Source organism: Paenibacillus sp. NPDC058071, assembly GCF_042885235.1.
Taxonomy (GTDB): Bacteria; Bacillota; Bacilli; order Paenibacillales; family Paenibacillaceae; genus Pristimantibacillus.
In genome coordinates, this window is record NZ_JBHVSK010000013.1 from 48,217 (window position 1) to 62,779 (window position 14,563).

Below are 14,563 nucleotides of genomic sequence, written 5' to 3' on the forward strand. Positions count from 1 at the left end.
TCGTAGAGTATTGTATATCGTTTCTTTGCTGCGGACTACAAAATATAGTATTCTATATGAACTATAGTCTACACAAAAGGAGCAATCATCGGTGATTCAAGTGCGATTAATCCGGCTGGATCGGGGCGTCGACTGGTTTGAAGACGGTTCTCGCGATTTGGGCGTTTCCTCTCTCATTTTGGTCAGCTATGGAAGAGTCGTGTACTGGATTGAACAGGAGAAGGTCATTTTAGAGAAGGGCGATACCCTGTTTATTCCAGCCGGAATGACGTATTACGCCAAATGCGTCCCGACCGTCTTCCACGAGAAATACGTCTTCGAGTTTAGCGGCTCCGAGTATTTGCCCGGTTTGCCGCTGCTGACCGGCGGGCAATGGACGAAATCAAGATTAGGCATGTTTGAGCTTTGCCTCGGCCGCATCAAGACAGTGTACGCCGATTGGAGCGATCAGGCGAAGTATGCCGAAACCCGCGCGCTCGGGACGATGCTGGAGTGGCTGGCGCTGTGGAGCCGTGAACTTGAGGAAAGAAAGTTTTCCAAAGAAATTTACCAGCATGCGGAACGAATGAAAAATTATATTCACAGCCATTACCAGACGAAAATAACGAAAGAAGAGCTTGGCGACCATATTTACAAGAGCCCCAACTATGCAGCAGCTTTATTTAAACGCATCACCGGACAAACGATCAGCGAATACGTGCATGCGACCCGTATCAAAAAAGCGACCTACTTGCTGCTGGAATCCAATCTGAGCGTCGGAGAAATTGCCGAATTCGTCGGATACGGCGACGTCTCGTACTTTCAGCGGCTGTTCAAAAAAGAAACCGGAATGACAGCCACAGAATTTATGAAATCGTAGCTTCGCCATAAGCAAAAATAAATTAGCAAAAATAAAAGGCATTCTCACCGTCAAAGACGGCAAGAATGCCTTTTTCGTCCATCTATTATTGAACCGCGCGGAAGCGGTACGTTTTACTTGCGTAATCGCCGTGAAGCTTCGGTCTTGGAAGACCAGCAAACAACAGCTCGTCGCCTCCGAACGTCTCACCTGTTTCTTCGAGCACATAGTCGCGCTGCGGATCGAGTCCTTTCAGACGGAACCGGCCAACCGGTGCGTTTGCCTCCGCCAGCACGGTAACGAAGACAGCCAGCGCTTCGCTTTTGTCCTCCGATACGAACATCCAAGCGGTGTCGTTGCTTTCAAACGGGCTGATCAAACGATAGAAGTCGCCGAATTGCACAAGATGACGAACCTCTTTGTAGAAAGCGACCTGTTTCTTGATAACCTCTTTTTCTTCGTCTTTCAGCTCAGTTAGATCAAGCTCGTAACCGAAGTTGCCCGACAGCGCGACGTCGCCCCGCGTTTCCAGCGGCGTGATTCGTCCAACCTGATGGTTCGGAACCGCAGATACGTGAGAGCCCATGGAGCTGATTGGATAAACAAGGCTCGTTCCGTATTGGATTTTAAGACGCGAAACGGCGTCCGTATTGTCGCTCGTCCAAGTTTGCGGCATGTAATAGAGCATGCCCGGATCGAAACGTCCGCCGCCGCCCGAGCAGCTTTCGAACAAAATTTGCGGGAAGGCCGACGTAATGCGCTCCATCACCTCATACAGTCCCAACATATAGCGATGTGCCGTTTCCCGCTGCCGTTCAGCAGGCAGAAGCGCCGAGCCGATCTCGGTCATGTTGCGGTTCATGTCCCATTTTACGTAAGTGATGTTCGCACTGGCCAATACGGACGAAACCGTCTCAACGATGTATTCGCGAACGTCGGCGCGCGACAGGTCAAGGATAAGCTGGTTGCGGGCTTGCGTCCGTCTGCGGCCCTCTACATGCAAGCACCAGTCCGGATGAGCACGGTACAGATCGCTGTCCGGTGAAATCATTTCCGGTTCGAACCACAGGCCGAACTGCATGTCCAGCTTGTTGACGCGAGAAGCCAAATCGTCCATTCCATTCGGCAGCTTCTTCTTGTCGACGAACCAGTCGCCGAGCGAGGAACGGTCATTATCCCGTTTGCCGAACCAGCCGTCGTCGAGAACGAACAGCTCGAGGCCGAGCTCAGAGCCTGCCTTTGCAATCGCTTCGATTTTGTCGGCGTTGAAATCGAAATACGTCGCTTCCCAGTTGTTGATCAGGATCGGACGGCTTGCATCGCGGTGAACCCCTCTGCTAAGACGGCTGCGATACAGCTGATGGAAGGAGCGCGACATGCCGCCAAGTCCTTCCGAAGAATGCGTCAGCACCGCTTCAGGCGTTTGGAACGACTCGCCAGGTTGCAGAAGCCAGCTGAAATCGAACGGATTAATACCAATAAACACCCGTGAGGTATGGTAAGGACTTACTTCTACGCCAGCCGTAAAGCTGCCGCTGTATACCAGATTAATGCCGTACGCTTCGCCGTGATCCTCGTCCGCTCCTTCGCCGAGCAACGCGATGAACGGATTTTGCGAGTGGCTGCTAGCGCCCCGGTTGCTTTCGATCGACTGCATGCCTGGCACCAGCTTACGGCGGAACAGATGACGTTCCCGCGCCCATGCTCCCGAAAGCTGCAGCATCTCATATTTGTCATGCGGCAAATCGAGGCTCATGCTGAGCGCGCGCTGCAGCTTCAGATCGCTCGTTCCGCCATTCGTTAGCTTAGCCGAACGAGTGATAACGTTATAGGCTTCAAAAACAGTATAGCTCAGTACGACAGTAAGACCGCTCAGCTTATCGGTAAGCGTCAGCTCAAGCGTCTGCGCGCCGTCGCCTTCCTCCGCATAAACGGCAGGAAGTCCATTCAAACCAGGCTTGCCTGCATAAATGTTGTGCGAGACAAAGCGCAAGTCTGTTATCGTCGAGCCGTCCGCCAGCTGTGCCTGATAAGCCGGCGAGCGGAAGTCGGAGTTGCCGTATGCCGGATATTCCAGCGGCAGCGTGTCCAGCATCAGCTGCGTATGCTCAAGATCCGTCGTCGGGCTAAAGCTTGGACGATCCGTCAAGCCAAGCAAGTATTCCAAACGGCTGCTCCGCACCCGTTTGCCCCAATATAAATTAACAGGATAACCGCCTTCTACGATTTGAATGACGTAGCTCGTATCGCGCGATTGCAAGTGAAAAATATGCTTCTGTTCATCAAAAAGAATTGCCATTGTTATTCCTCCTCATCGTTGTCCACATTGTACGTATTAAGTCTGTTTCGCTTGCCGCCCGCCGCAGCTTTCGCGGACAGCAAGCGAGGTGTCGATCATGACGTGAAGCGGCACCTCGCGCCCCTCCAGCCTTTCCGTCAGCAGCCGAACGGCAGTCCGGCCCATCTGTTCCATATGGGCTCTTACCGTCGTCAGCGGCGGGCTTATAAACGCCGACAGCTCGATATCATCAAAGCCAACGACCGCCATTCTCCCCGGCACGGCGACGTCCCGCTCCTGCAACGCCCGCAGCGCACCTACCGCCATCGGATCGCTTGCGACGAAACAAGCGGTCGGCGGCTCTGACTGCCGTTCCAGCAACTGCCGCATCGCCTCATAACCGCTCGCCGTCGACCAATCCTCCGCTACCAGCATAAGCTCGGGCTCTAGCAGCCCTTGCCCGCCAAGCAGCCGCTTAAACGCGTCCGCGCGCGGATCGGCAGCCCCGCCGAAGCCTTCGCCTCCGATGTAAGCAATGCGGCGATGTCCAAGCTCTAGCAAATGCTCAAGGGCCATGACGGTCGCTTGCTCGAAATTCAATTGAACCGAGTCGTATCCGCCCATGCGCTCGCGGTGATCGATAAGCACGATCCGCTCAGAATCGCCCATAATATGAACGATTTCCTCCCGGCCGATCGAGCCAAAAACAATCAATCCGCCCGGCCGCTGCTGAGGCGGCACCGGCGCCGTCTCAGCAGCCGCGCCGACCGTCCACAGCCTGCCTACAGACACGCCGATCTCCTCGCAGGTCCGTTCAATACTTCGCCGGATTGCGGCGAAATACGGATCGTCGTGCTCCTTGTCGGAAGCAGTAGGGATGAGCAAACCGATCTCTTGCTTGGAGAGCAGCTGCTCTTTCAGCAGCCTCTTCACGCGAGCAGGCTTGTATTGCAGTTCTTCGGCCACCGCAAAAATGCGGCGACGCGTCTCTTCGCCAACCGATAATCCAGGGTCGTTATTTAACACTCTGGATACGGTAGCGGCGGAGACGCCCGCTTGCTCTGCGATTTGTTTTATCGTCGCCATCGTTACCTCTAAGTTTTAGTTAATAAATTTACTAAATTACTATTCTATTTTATCATAATTTTCGGACGGGCCGCAATATCCGATTGTTTGCTTTGACCTCTAGCGTGCTCGCAAACCGGCCGTAATATAAGCGCAGGTAAGCGGACATGCCAAAAAGAGCCGCTTCAAACTTGGAAGTTTGAAACAGCTCTTTTCTGGCTCAAAAGCGAAAACAGTGCTTGATTTTAAGTATGAGTAAGTGCACGGGGCAGAGGGTTCTTCCGATCTCAAATTAAAAATCTTTTTTATGAATCGACAGCAAGCCTGCCAGTATAAACACGACTGTAAAGACGGCAGCGTATATCAGAAAAGCGTTGGATGAAGGAGACGATACCATAAACAAACTGAGGATGCCGCCGTGGCCGACCAATCCGCCAAACTCCTTCATCGAGAAGAGCTCTGCGAGCATCCGCTGCTGCAGCGAATCGGCCGGCATGATCAGCCTAATAAGTCCGGTAATGACCTCCAGCGTCGCAATGCCCTCCGGCTTGATAATGCCAACATCTTTTACTTTTTCGATCATATTGCCCAACCAGCCGAGACTGAACAGCATCGTCATCGCAATGCCGTTGCCTAACGTAGACAGCCAGCAGGAGCCAAGCATCGTCATCGACACGAGCAGCGGAATCGGCGATGCAAACAAGAGATAAGAAAGGAACAGGATATCGAACGGAATTTGAAGCCCCGTCCGCAAATAGGCAATCCAAATAATTACCGCGAACAACAGTAAAGCATAGAGCAGCCCAAATGCCGTAAACCCAAACCATCTGCCTAAATAATAACGCCATCGGGGCAGCGGCCTTGCCAGAACAGACTGCAGAACGCCCTGCTCAGCCTCGCCTCCGACCGCCGATACCGAACTGAAAATCGAAAGAAAGGCGACCGCAAACGCGGCGAAAAAGAAACCAAGCGATAAAATGACAGAGCCGCTTTGAAACCGGCCTATCACTTCATAGAAATTCGACATATCGTTGATTGGCTGCTGTTCTACGGCAAAGGAACCGGATACGAACCAGAACGCGCCCAGAAACAGCAGCGTTAGTAGCACGGTCATTAGCGTTACCTTCTTGCGGAGCAGCTCTTTCCAAGTTAATTTCCAAACGGCGTTCATCGTCGCTCCCCCCTATGCTCCAGACCGGATACCGCCTTCACAAACCAGTCGTCGAGGCGTGAAGCGCTTTTCTGCGATTCGTAGATGGTCATTCCCAGTTCGATGAGCCGGTAATGCAGCAGGCCGATATTCTCCTCGCTATCGGTCTCCGCTGTCAGCCATACCTCGCCCGCCCCATCGATTCTGTCATCCCGATCGATGCGAACCGGAATTCCGGTCGACTCCCTCAGCCAAGGGAGTGCCTCCGATGCGAAGCCTCCAACCCTGATCCGCCAAGACGATCCGATGCGCAGCACTTCGTTCAGCGGTCCGTTCGCTAGAATGCTGCCGTTGTTCAGAAGGGCAATGCGGTCGCATAGCTGCTCAACGTCTTCCAGCAAATGCGAGTTTAAAAAGATCGTTTTTCCTCGTCCGCGAAGTTCGCCAAGCAGCGCCCGCACCTCATGCCGGCCAACCGGATCGAGCGCCGAAGCCGGCTCGTCCAGGAAGACGACATCCGGATCGCCGACTAGCGCGCAGGCCAGTCCAAGCCGCTGCTGCATGCCCTTCGAGTAGCCCTTGAGCCGATCGCCGCCGCGCCGTCCGATGCCAACATCGTCCAGCAGCTTGCGAATCCTCTTCTTCGCTTCGTCCGGACGTATGCCGCACAGCTCGGCATGAAAGCGAAGCACTTCCTCTCCCGTCAGCCAGTTTGGATAACGGAACAGCTCTGGCAAATAGCCGAGCAAACGGCGAGCTTCCACCGTCCCGACGGTCTGACCGAACAGCTTCGCTTCCCCAGATGTCGGGGCGATCAAACCCGCAAGCATTTTGACAAGGGTGCTTTTCCCCGCTCCGTTTGGTCCTAGAAAGCCGAACGCTTCCCCCGGTTCAACGCGAAGAGAGACGTCGCGAATACCGCGACCGTCTCCGAAATCTTTAGTCAATTGTTTAGTCTCTATTGCCGCCGTCTCTTTACTCATGTCCGACTATCTCCGATAACAGTTTTTGAATCTCCGCCTCATTGTCAAACGAGTAGTAATTCAGCGTCGCATACTTTCCGTTCAACAACCAAATGGCTTGACCGTACAGCGTGCCGTCTCTGTCCTCGCGCTGTTCCGTATATACGGTAGTCCCATTCACTTCTGACTGGACTGGAACGCCGCTCGTAATGATCGGAAGGGGTGCTACTCCTTGCTCAATTCGGGCCGATTGCACGATGGCCGAGCGAATGCCCTCCGGCATTCCCGGCAGCCGGACAACGGCTTCTAGCGCCTCTTTGGCGTCGATTGAAGGATCGATTTCGATGGTCGGCAAATCCGTGTACGAGACGGAAGCGCTCTTTCTGCGGCCGTCGTTTTCCGCAGAATAGTACAAGTGGAGCGTCTCGCCCGTATTCATGCGAATTTCCTTGCCATCAACCGAATCGGGAAGCAGTCTATCCGCGCCGAGCTTTTTCATAACGCCGTTAATTTCGTCAACGTTCAGCGTCAGCGTCAAGTCCGTAGCAGGCATGATAGCGGAGACCGAATACGTCAATTGCTCCTTCAACGGATGCGGAACGCGTATGCCGAACTTTGCTTCGACTTGCTGATCGCTCACATCATGCTTAGACTCTCCATGCGTCTCTCTAGTAAAGGAACCGAACGTATTCAGCAAGCTGCGATCTTTATTATCATTGAATAGATTCATTAACTGCTCTAGATCATTGGATTGAACGACGACGACTTCATTCATTTTGAATCGATTCAGCAGCGCTGCCAGCGCTTCATTCGTCGTCGGTACAGCAATGATCGTGAACAGAAGAACGGCGGCGCAGGCCGTTCCCAGCTTCCACGCGTGATGTCTTGCCCAACTGCGGCGAACTGGTTTTCTTGGCGGCGATTCCTGCCGGCCGTTCGCGCGGGCCGTCTCCCCCAAGCCGCTCTCGCTATCCAGAGTGCCGTGTTCAACGCCGGGATCTAACTCCGTTAATTCTGCTGCTCTACTATTCTCGCCTTTCCGCTCTTCCCATTGGGCCCATAGCGGAGAAGGCTCGACCGTTCTCAGCTTCGCTTCGAGCCGTTCCCATGCTTCCTGCGTATGCTGGCGCTCCTTCGCGTCTCTTGACTGTTGCTCCGTCATATCCGCTTCCCTCCTAATCTCTCGTCATTATCCCTTCGGCTTGTATCGCTTTCCGTTTAAACCGGTCTCCTGCCCGTTTCAACAGCGTGCCGACCTGTGGCTGCTGCACGCTTAATTTATCGGCGATTTCCGCATAGCTGTATCCCGAGTAGCGCAGCAGCAGAAGCTTGCGATCTCTGTCCGGCAGCTCTTCAAGCAGCCGCTGGACCTCTTCCCGTTCCTCTTGATCCATAACGGCCTGCTCATTCGATCGGGCCGCTTGAGGCTCGGACATGAGAGCCTGCTCTGACTTGCGGGCAAGCTCGCGATCCCTCGTCGCTTTATCGATATAATCATAGGCCTGGCGGGTCAGCACCCGGTGGAGCCAAGCCCCCACGGCCTCTAGTTGATCCGGCGGATTGCGATACAGCTTGAGGAATACTTCCTGCGCAATATCCTCAGCAGCCGCTTCGTCTCTAACAAGCGCAATCAGCTTGCGGCGAACCGAAGGATAATGCTGTTCAAACAAATTTCGAAACAATTCCGGCGCCGGTTGTTCCATTCCCGTGTCCTCCTCTTCTCGCTTAAGCTATAAGTAAGACGGACAATCGTCCTGATATGTAGCATAGTCGTTCAAAAAAAAACAGAAGGTTCTCCTTATGACAAGAAGAACCTTCTCATTATTATTCGGTTCCGGCCACCGCCTCATACAGCTCGGCAAACTTGTCCGGCGGAACTGGCGGACTGTAGAAATAACCTTGTACGAGATCGCAATCATGCTCGCGGATGATATCCAGCTCTTCCTGCGTCTCTACGCCTTCGGTCACAACTTTCATGTTCAAATTGTGTGCGATGACGACGAGCGAATGGAAGATCATTTGCTTGCGAATGTCGGAAACGATGTCGTGTATAAATGTTTTGTCCAGCTTCAAATAGTGCAGCGGTATGTTTTGCAAATAGCTTAATGAAGAGTAACCCGTTCCGAAATCGTCCAGCGACAATCTGACGCCAAGCTGCTGAAGATCGTTTAATATTTTCAGCGTATGCTCGGGATTGTCCATGAAAATGGATTCGGTCAGCTCCAGCTCCAACTGTTTTGGCGAAACGCCTGTTTCGGACAGTATTCTTTCAATCGTATAAACGATATTCTTTTGCTGAAATTGAATCATCGACATGTTGACGCTGACAGAGAAAGAAGTAATACCGAGCTTCTCCCATTTTTTAATTTGCTCGCACGCCGTTTTCAGCACCCACTCTCCGAGCGGAATAATAAATCCCGTCTTCTCGGCTAAAGGGATGAACTCGAGCGGAGACACCATGCCGAGCTCTGGATGCTTCCATCGGATTAGCGCTTCCGCGCCATATATCCGTCCTGTCAAAAGTTCGATTTTAGGCTGATAGACAAGCATAAACTGATTGTTTTCCAGTGCTGCGTACAAGCTGTTTTCCAGCACGATTTCTTTCGTCGGCACATCGTTCATCGAGTGCGTATACATCGTGCACGTATTGCGCTGCTTCTTCGCAACGAACAGCGCGATATCCGATTCCTTCACCAGCCGATCGGATGTCGCGGCAGATATTTCATGCTGAAGACTAATGCCGATACTCGCCGTTACATAGAACATTCGGTCCTTCAGCAAGATCGGCTCGGCAACGGAACGAAGCACGTCCTCGGCCATTACCAGCACTTGCGGCAGGTGAATGACGCCGTCCAGCAAGACGACAAATTCGTCGCCTCCGAAGCGAAACGCCTGACCGGAAGAGCCAACCACAGACTCGATTCTTCTCGCGATTTGCTTTAAAAGCTCGTCACCGATGGAATAATCCATCGTATCATTAATCACTTTAAAGCGGTCCAGATCGATATAGAGAAGCGCCATATGCCTTGCAATCGCCGGAGTATCAGCTTCTTCAATCAATCGATCAAAAAACTGATTAAAGCCAAACCGGTTCGGCAGTGCCGTCAGCAAATCATGCGTCGCTTGAAAATGAATGAGCGCCTCTGCTTCAATCCGGTAATCGAGCATTCGATTAAATTGGTCGGCCAAATGCTCAAACTCGTCGTTTGTCCGAATCTCTAGCCGCTGTCTGGAATTGCCCATCGCGATAGCTGTCGAAGCCTTGGCGACCTTTTCGATATTTTGCAGCACGATCCTCCGGAGCAGCAGCACCATCAATATAACGCTTGCCGCCAGCGCAAGCAGCGAAATGACAATGGAACGCAAGACGCTTTCGCGGAAGTCGACCAACATATTTTCTTTCGGAATAATCATCTCAAAATACCATTTGTAATCGTTAATCGGTATCGAATAGAAGAGCTGCATAACCGTTTCCGAATTGCTCGGGTCATCGGTATACAGCATCAACTCTTCCTTATCCCTTAAGTCGCCCGGGGCTGCTCCGTTCGGCCATTGCTCGTACGGCTTTGCGGCCAGCTCCGGCTTCAGGCTGTTTACTATATAATTGTTGCTCTCCGTAATAATATTCGCATAGCCGCCCAGCGGCTTTAAGCGCTCTACCCCCCGCTGTACGGTTGCAAGGGAAATATCAGCTCCAATAATGCCTAAAAACTCGCCGTTGTCGTCTAGAATCGGATAAACAAGCGAAGTCATCATAATGGACTGGCCATCAATCTCGTAAGTGTACGGCTCTAGTAAAGTAAACCGCTTCGTTTGCTTAGGAATTTGGTAGTAGTCGCCTATGCCCGCTTCCTCATAATGCTTTAAAGGTTCAATCTGAATCATGCCGCTATTCGTGCGTACAACATAAGGAAGAAAGCGGCCCGTTTCGTCGTCATAACTGCCGTCGCTGCGATGGCTCGTGTCTTCTCCGTCGAAAGCATCCGGTTCCCAAAGGGTAAATGCGCCTAACAAATATGTATTTTTGTGAACGATATCCTCCAGCAACTTTACCGTACGTTCCCGGGTTTGAACGCCGTCGGCTCGCATTTGGAGCGTCGTCGACCGCATCGTTTCGAGCATTGACAGCGTTTGATTCATCGATTGCGTAAAATGCCCAATATAACTTATGGACTGCTTCTGTGCAAGAAGTTCGCCTTGCTTAATGCTTGCGTCGTACAGCTTCATGAAATGAACCGTCATCAGGGAAGCGAAAGAGAGAAGCATAAGCGCTCCCAATGCTGTTATTACCTTTTGTGCGATACTAAGCTTAATCGACCTCAATTGTAACTCTTCCTCCCTTGCCACTTGCGCAATCGAAATCGACGAATTTTGCCAAAAAATGATATGGTCCTAGTATACTTGACAAATTAAGTAGAACACAATCCAAAAATGTCCTTTAAATTGGGAACTATATGGATATTAATCGACATTTTCCGCGTAAAAATGAATAGATTGTCCTTCTATTTCCCTCCATTATCACTATTCCTTCCGTTCGGCTTGCTTTGTTTTTCCCACTCTTTTCCTCGGAAAATTTTCGTGTGAATGCCGTTCATCATACTTCCGAACTAGTTACCATACTTTTTTTTAGCCAAACAAATTTTTTGTTTGTTTTTTAATGTTGTTCGGTGTACCATGTAGGTAGGAATTGAATTTTTTTGAGGGGGCTACTTTTTTTGGAGTCGATTGAACAAGAGCTTCCTTTTCTGAAGGAAATGGCAAAAGGCATTACGGCGCAATTCGGCGATAACTGCGAGGTTGTCGTCCACGACTGGTCTCGCCCCTACGACAGCACTATTGTTTGGATCGAGAATGGGCATGTAACCGGACGAAAAGTCGGGGATCCGGGAACCAATCTCGGCCTCGAAATTATGCGGGGCACAACCGAAGGAGACAATCGCCATAATTACGTGACGCAAACGAAGGAAGGGCGGCTGCTGCGCTCGACCTCGATGTACGTCAAGAACAAAGAAGGCAAAATCATCGGAGCCGTCTGCATCAATTTTGATATTACGGAGCTAACAATCGCCGAGAAGACGCTGCAATCCTTAACGGCCAGCGGCTTGCAGCCGGTACGCGAATCATTCGTAACAAACGTCGGCGATTTGCTCGATACACTTATTCAGGAAGCGCAAGAGCTTATCGGCCTCCCTCCTTCCCATATGTTGAAGGAAGACAAAGTGAGAATGATTCAACTGCTGGACCAGAAGGGCGCTTTTCTTATTAAAAAAGCGGGAGAGAAGATTTGCCAGTACCTCGGCATTTCGAAGTATACGCTCTACAGCTATTTGGACGAGTCCAAATCGACAGCCGGGGAAGCGGCGGGAGAGGCAGGAGCCAACGAATGAGCAATCACGAGAATAACGGAAACGGCGGCATTTCCGCAGCATCAAGCGGGTTGCCAGAGACGCCTTGCATCATCATTAATGGCGCAAAGGTCGCTGGCAACATTGCGGGCATGGCGGAAGCGGCGGCACGCAGCGGCGTTAAGCTTCGCCCTCACGCGAAGACGCATAAGCTTCCCGAGGTTGCGGCCAAGCAAATCGCCGCAGGAGCCGACGGGATCACCGTCGCGAAGCTCTCCGAGGCTGAAGTGATGGCGGACAGCGGTATCGATAATATTTTTATCGCTTATCCGATCGTCAGTCCGGCCAAGCTGGAGCGTGCCGTTCGGTTGGCAAGCCGCGGCGTTCGTCTGATTTTAGCCGTCGACAGCCTCGAGGGGGCGATGCTTCTATCGCAAGCGGCAGCAGCGGGCGGCATGGAGCTGGAAGCGCGCCTGGAGATCGATACCGGCCTGCACCGCACCGGGGTTTTGCCGCAGGATGCGGCCGAGCTCGCATTGAAGATCGACGCGATGGACGGCATACGCTTAAGTGGTATTTTCACCTATCGGGGAGCCATGCTGGACGGTAAATCGACGCTGGATATCCGGGCAGCCGGGCACGAAGAAGGACGTATGATGGCGGAAGCCGCCCGCGCTTTGCGTGATGCCGGACTGGACATCGCCGATGTCAGCGTCGGCTCGACGCCGACCGCCGCCTACGCGGCCGAGATCGACGGCGTTACGGAAATTCGACCCGGCACCTACATCTATCAGGACCGGATGCAGGTCGGATTCGGCGTTTGCGCGTTTGACGACTGCGCCGGAGCCGTATGGGTGACGGTCGTCAGCCGACCGTCGGCCGAGCTGATCGTCGTGGACGGCGGCAGCAAAACGTTCGCAACCGACGTACAGCCGAACAATCCGCCGCTCCACTTGCGCGGATTCGGACATATTATCGGCGATGAGCACGCTGTGCTGGAACGGATGAACGAAGAGCACGGCATGATTCGCATCGCAGCTGATTCCGCTTACCGGGTCGGCGATCGAATCGCGATCATCCCGAACCATATTTGCAGCACGGTCAATCTTCATAATTTCGTCTACTGGGAAGAGTCCGACGGACTACTCCGGAAGACGCCAATCGCCGCCCGCGGCATGCTGGAATAGCCGCAAGCTTTTCCTGTTAGACAACTAAGCGGAATCATTCGGGTTATTAGGAGAAGGAGGATTTACATCATGCTCGATCTACTACTGAAAAACGGCAAAATCGTTGACGGAAGCGGCAACCCTTGGTTCGGCGGCGACGTGGGCGTGAAGGACGGCGTTATCGTGGCCGTCGGCTCTGTCGATCTCGAAGCGCGTCAAGTGATCGATGTCGGACGACAAATTATTTCTCCCGGCTTCATCGACGGCCACTGCCACTCCGACCTGATGATCATCGACCATCCGCACAGCGAGATCAAGCTTCAGCAAGGGGTAACGACCGAGGTTGTCGGCAACTGCGGGCTTGCACCCGCTCCTCTCGTGCGCAGCCGTGCCGACATGCTGGCGACCTACGTCCAGCCGGTTCTCGGCGATACGACTTGGGAATGGCCTTGGGAAACGGTTGGCCAGTATATGGATTATGTCGGCCGCTCCAATCCGTCCGAGCATATCGCCACCTATGTCGCTCACGGCGCCCTGCGCATTGCCGTTATGGGCTTCGAGAATCGCCCGGCCACAAAGCCGGAAATCGAGAAAATGAAGTCTTTGCTTGAAGAAGGGCTGCGGGCCGGCGCAATTGGACTGTCGATCGGACTGCTGTACGCTCCAGGCAGCTATACGTCCAGGGAAGAGCTGGCCGAGCTGTGCAGCGTGCTGCCGAAATATAACGGCCTGCTGGCTACCCATATTCGCGGCGAAGGCAATAACCTGCTCCCTTCCGTCGCGGAAGTGATCTGGATTGCCGAGAAGACCGGCATTTCGCTGCATATCAGCCACTTGAAAGCGGCCGGGCGTGCGAACTGGGGCAAAGCGCTCGACGCGCTGGAGCTGGTTGAAGACGCCAGAGCGCGCGGCATGGACGTCACCGTCGACGTCTACCCATATTCCGCCGGTTCGACGACGCTGACGACAGTGCTGCCGCCTTGGGTGCTTGAGGGCGGTATCGAGAGGACGCTTGAGGCTTTCCGCGACAAGTCGTTGCGGGAACGGATCAAAGAAGAGCTCAGCCACGAGCAGGACAGCTGGGATAATCTCGTCTGCTCGACAGGCTGGCAAAGCGTTATTATTTCATCCGTGCAGACGGAAACGAATCGCGGGCTGGAAGGAATGTCGATTGCCGAAGCCGCCGAGCTTCGCGGACAGCATCCGGTCGATTGCATGATGGATCTGCTGCTCGAGGAGGACGGACAAATCGCCATCGTCTACTTCCATATGTCGGACGATGACGTGAAGCAGGTCATTGCGTACGAGAAATCGCTAATTGCCTCCGACAGCTTGAACTGTGAGACGGGCAAGCCCCATCCTCGCACGTACGGCACGTTCCCGCGCGTTTTCGCCAAATATGTTCGCCAAGACAAAGTGCTGTCGCTGGAGCAGGCGGTGCGCAAGCTGACCTCCTTCCCCGTGCAGCGGTTCAAGCTTGGCAAACGCGGCTTGATCGTGCCGGGCTACATTGCGGATCTGACCGTATTTAACATGGATACGATTCAAGATACCGCAACGTTCGAAAGTCCGCGCCAATATCCGACGGGCATCTCGCATGTCGTTGTCGGCGGGCAGCTAACGCTGGACCAAGGGACGCATACGCATAAGCGCGAAGGCCAGTTAATTCGCGCTCAGCATTGCTGTCATATGTAATTGGCATTGCGGCTGCTTCAACAACATCAAATCGCTTTAATTTGCCAAAACGGCACAAAACTAA

General features: G+C 53.1%; 11 protein-coding genes. 4 read left to right on the forward strand and 7 right to left on the reverse strand.

Going from position 1 to position 14,563, the window contains the following annotated elements:
- Nucleotides 1-91: 91 nt before the first annotated feature.
- Nucleotides 92-859 (forward strand): helix-turn-helix transcriptional regulator, encoded by a 768-nt coding sequence (locus tag ACFVTB_RS20005; protein WP_387753029.1) that lies wholly within the window; start codon nt 92-94, stop codon nt 857-859.
- 85 nt (nt 860-944) lie between these two features.
- On the opposite strand, the gene ACFVTB_RS20010 is transcribed toward ACFVTB_RS20005, so the two are convergent.
- From ACFVTB_RS20010 to ACFVTB_RS20040, 7 genes are all read right to left on the reverse strand, one after another.
- Nucleotides 945-3,137 carry an alpha-galactosidase gene (locus ACFVTB_RS20010; protein ID WP_387753032.1) on the reverse strand — a complete coding sequence of 731 codons (2,193 nt, stop codon included), beginning with the start codon at nt 3,135-3,137 and terminating at the stop codon, nt 945-947.
- Between the two features lie 36 nt (nt 3,138-3,173).
- A complete protein-coding gene (locus ACFVTB_RS20015; RefSeq protein WP_387753035.1) occupies nt 3,174-4,202 on the reverse strand; it encodes a LacI family DNA-binding transcriptional regulator in 1,029 nt (342 codons plus the stop codon).
- A 271-nt stretch (nt 4,203-4,473) separates the two neighbouring features.
- Nucleotides 4,474-5,352 carry an ABC transporter permease gene (locus ACFVTB_RS20020; RefSeq protein ID WP_387753038.1) on the reverse strand — a complete coding sequence of 293 codons (879 nt, stop codon included), beginning with the start codon at nt 5,350-5,352 and terminating at the stop codon, nt 4,474-4,476.
- The gene (locus ACFVTB_RS20025) at nt 5,349-6,314 is read right to left on the reverse strand and encodes an ABC transporter ATP-binding protein (RefSeq protein WP_387753041.1); all 966 of its coding nucleotides are present in this window, start codon (nt 6,312-6,314) and stop codon (nt 5,349-5,351) included. Before ACFVTB_RS20025 ends, ACFVTB_RS20020 begins: the two co-directional genes overlap by 4 nt.
- Complete coding sequence (locus ACFVTB_RS20030; RefSeq protein ID WP_387753044.1) at nt 6,307-7,455, reverse strand: hypothetical protein; 1,149 nt, start codon at nt 7,453-7,455, stop codon at nt 6,307-6,309. Before ACFVTB_RS20030 ends, ACFVTB_RS20025 begins: the two co-directional genes overlap by 8 nt.
- Before the next feature lie 13 nt (nt 7,456-7,468).
- Nucleotides 7,469-7,996: a sigma-70 family RNA polymerase sigma factor gene (locus tag ACFVTB_RS20035; protein ID WP_387753047.1), complete on the reverse strand. Its 528-nt coding sequence runs from the start codon at nt 7,994-7,996 to the stop codon at nt 7,469-7,471.
- 121 nt (nt 7,997-8,117) lie between these two features.
- A complete protein-coding gene (locus ACFVTB_RS20040) occupies nt 8,118-10,616 on the reverse strand; it encodes a bifunctional diguanylate cyclase/phosphodiesterase (protein WP_387753050.1) in 2,499 nt (832 codons plus the stop codon).
- 392 nt (nt 10,617-11,008) lie between these two features.
- Between ACFVTB_RS20040 and ACFVTB_RS20045 the strand changes: the two genes are divergently transcribed.
- The 3 genes from ACFVTB_RS20045 to ACFVTB_RS20055 all read left to right on the forward strand — a co-directional run bounded on the left by ACFVTB_RS20045 (nt 11,009) and on the right by ACFVTB_RS20055 (nt 14,499).
- Nucleotides 11,009-11,680 carry a helix-turn-helix transcriptional regulator gene (locus ACFVTB_RS20045; protein WP_387753052.1) on the forward strand — a complete coding sequence of 224 codons (672 nt, stop codon included), beginning with the start codon at nt 11,009-11,011 and terminating at the stop codon, nt 11,678-11,680.
- Nucleotides 11,677-12,825, forward strand: a complete 1,149-nt coding sequence (locus ACFVTB_RS20050; protein ID WP_387753055.1) for an alanine racemase — start codon at nt 11,677-11,679, stop codon at nt 12,823-12,825. Before ACFVTB_RS20045 ends, ACFVTB_RS20050 begins: the two co-directional genes overlap by 4 nt.
- A 69-nt stretch (nt 12,826-12,894) precedes the next feature.
- Entirely contained in the window at nt 12,895-14,499 is a 1,605-nt protein-coding gene (locus ACFVTB_RS20055) for an N-acyl-D-amino-acid deacylase family protein (protein ID WP_387753058.1), read from the forward strand.
- Nucleotides 14,500-14,563: the final 64 nt, after the last annotated feature.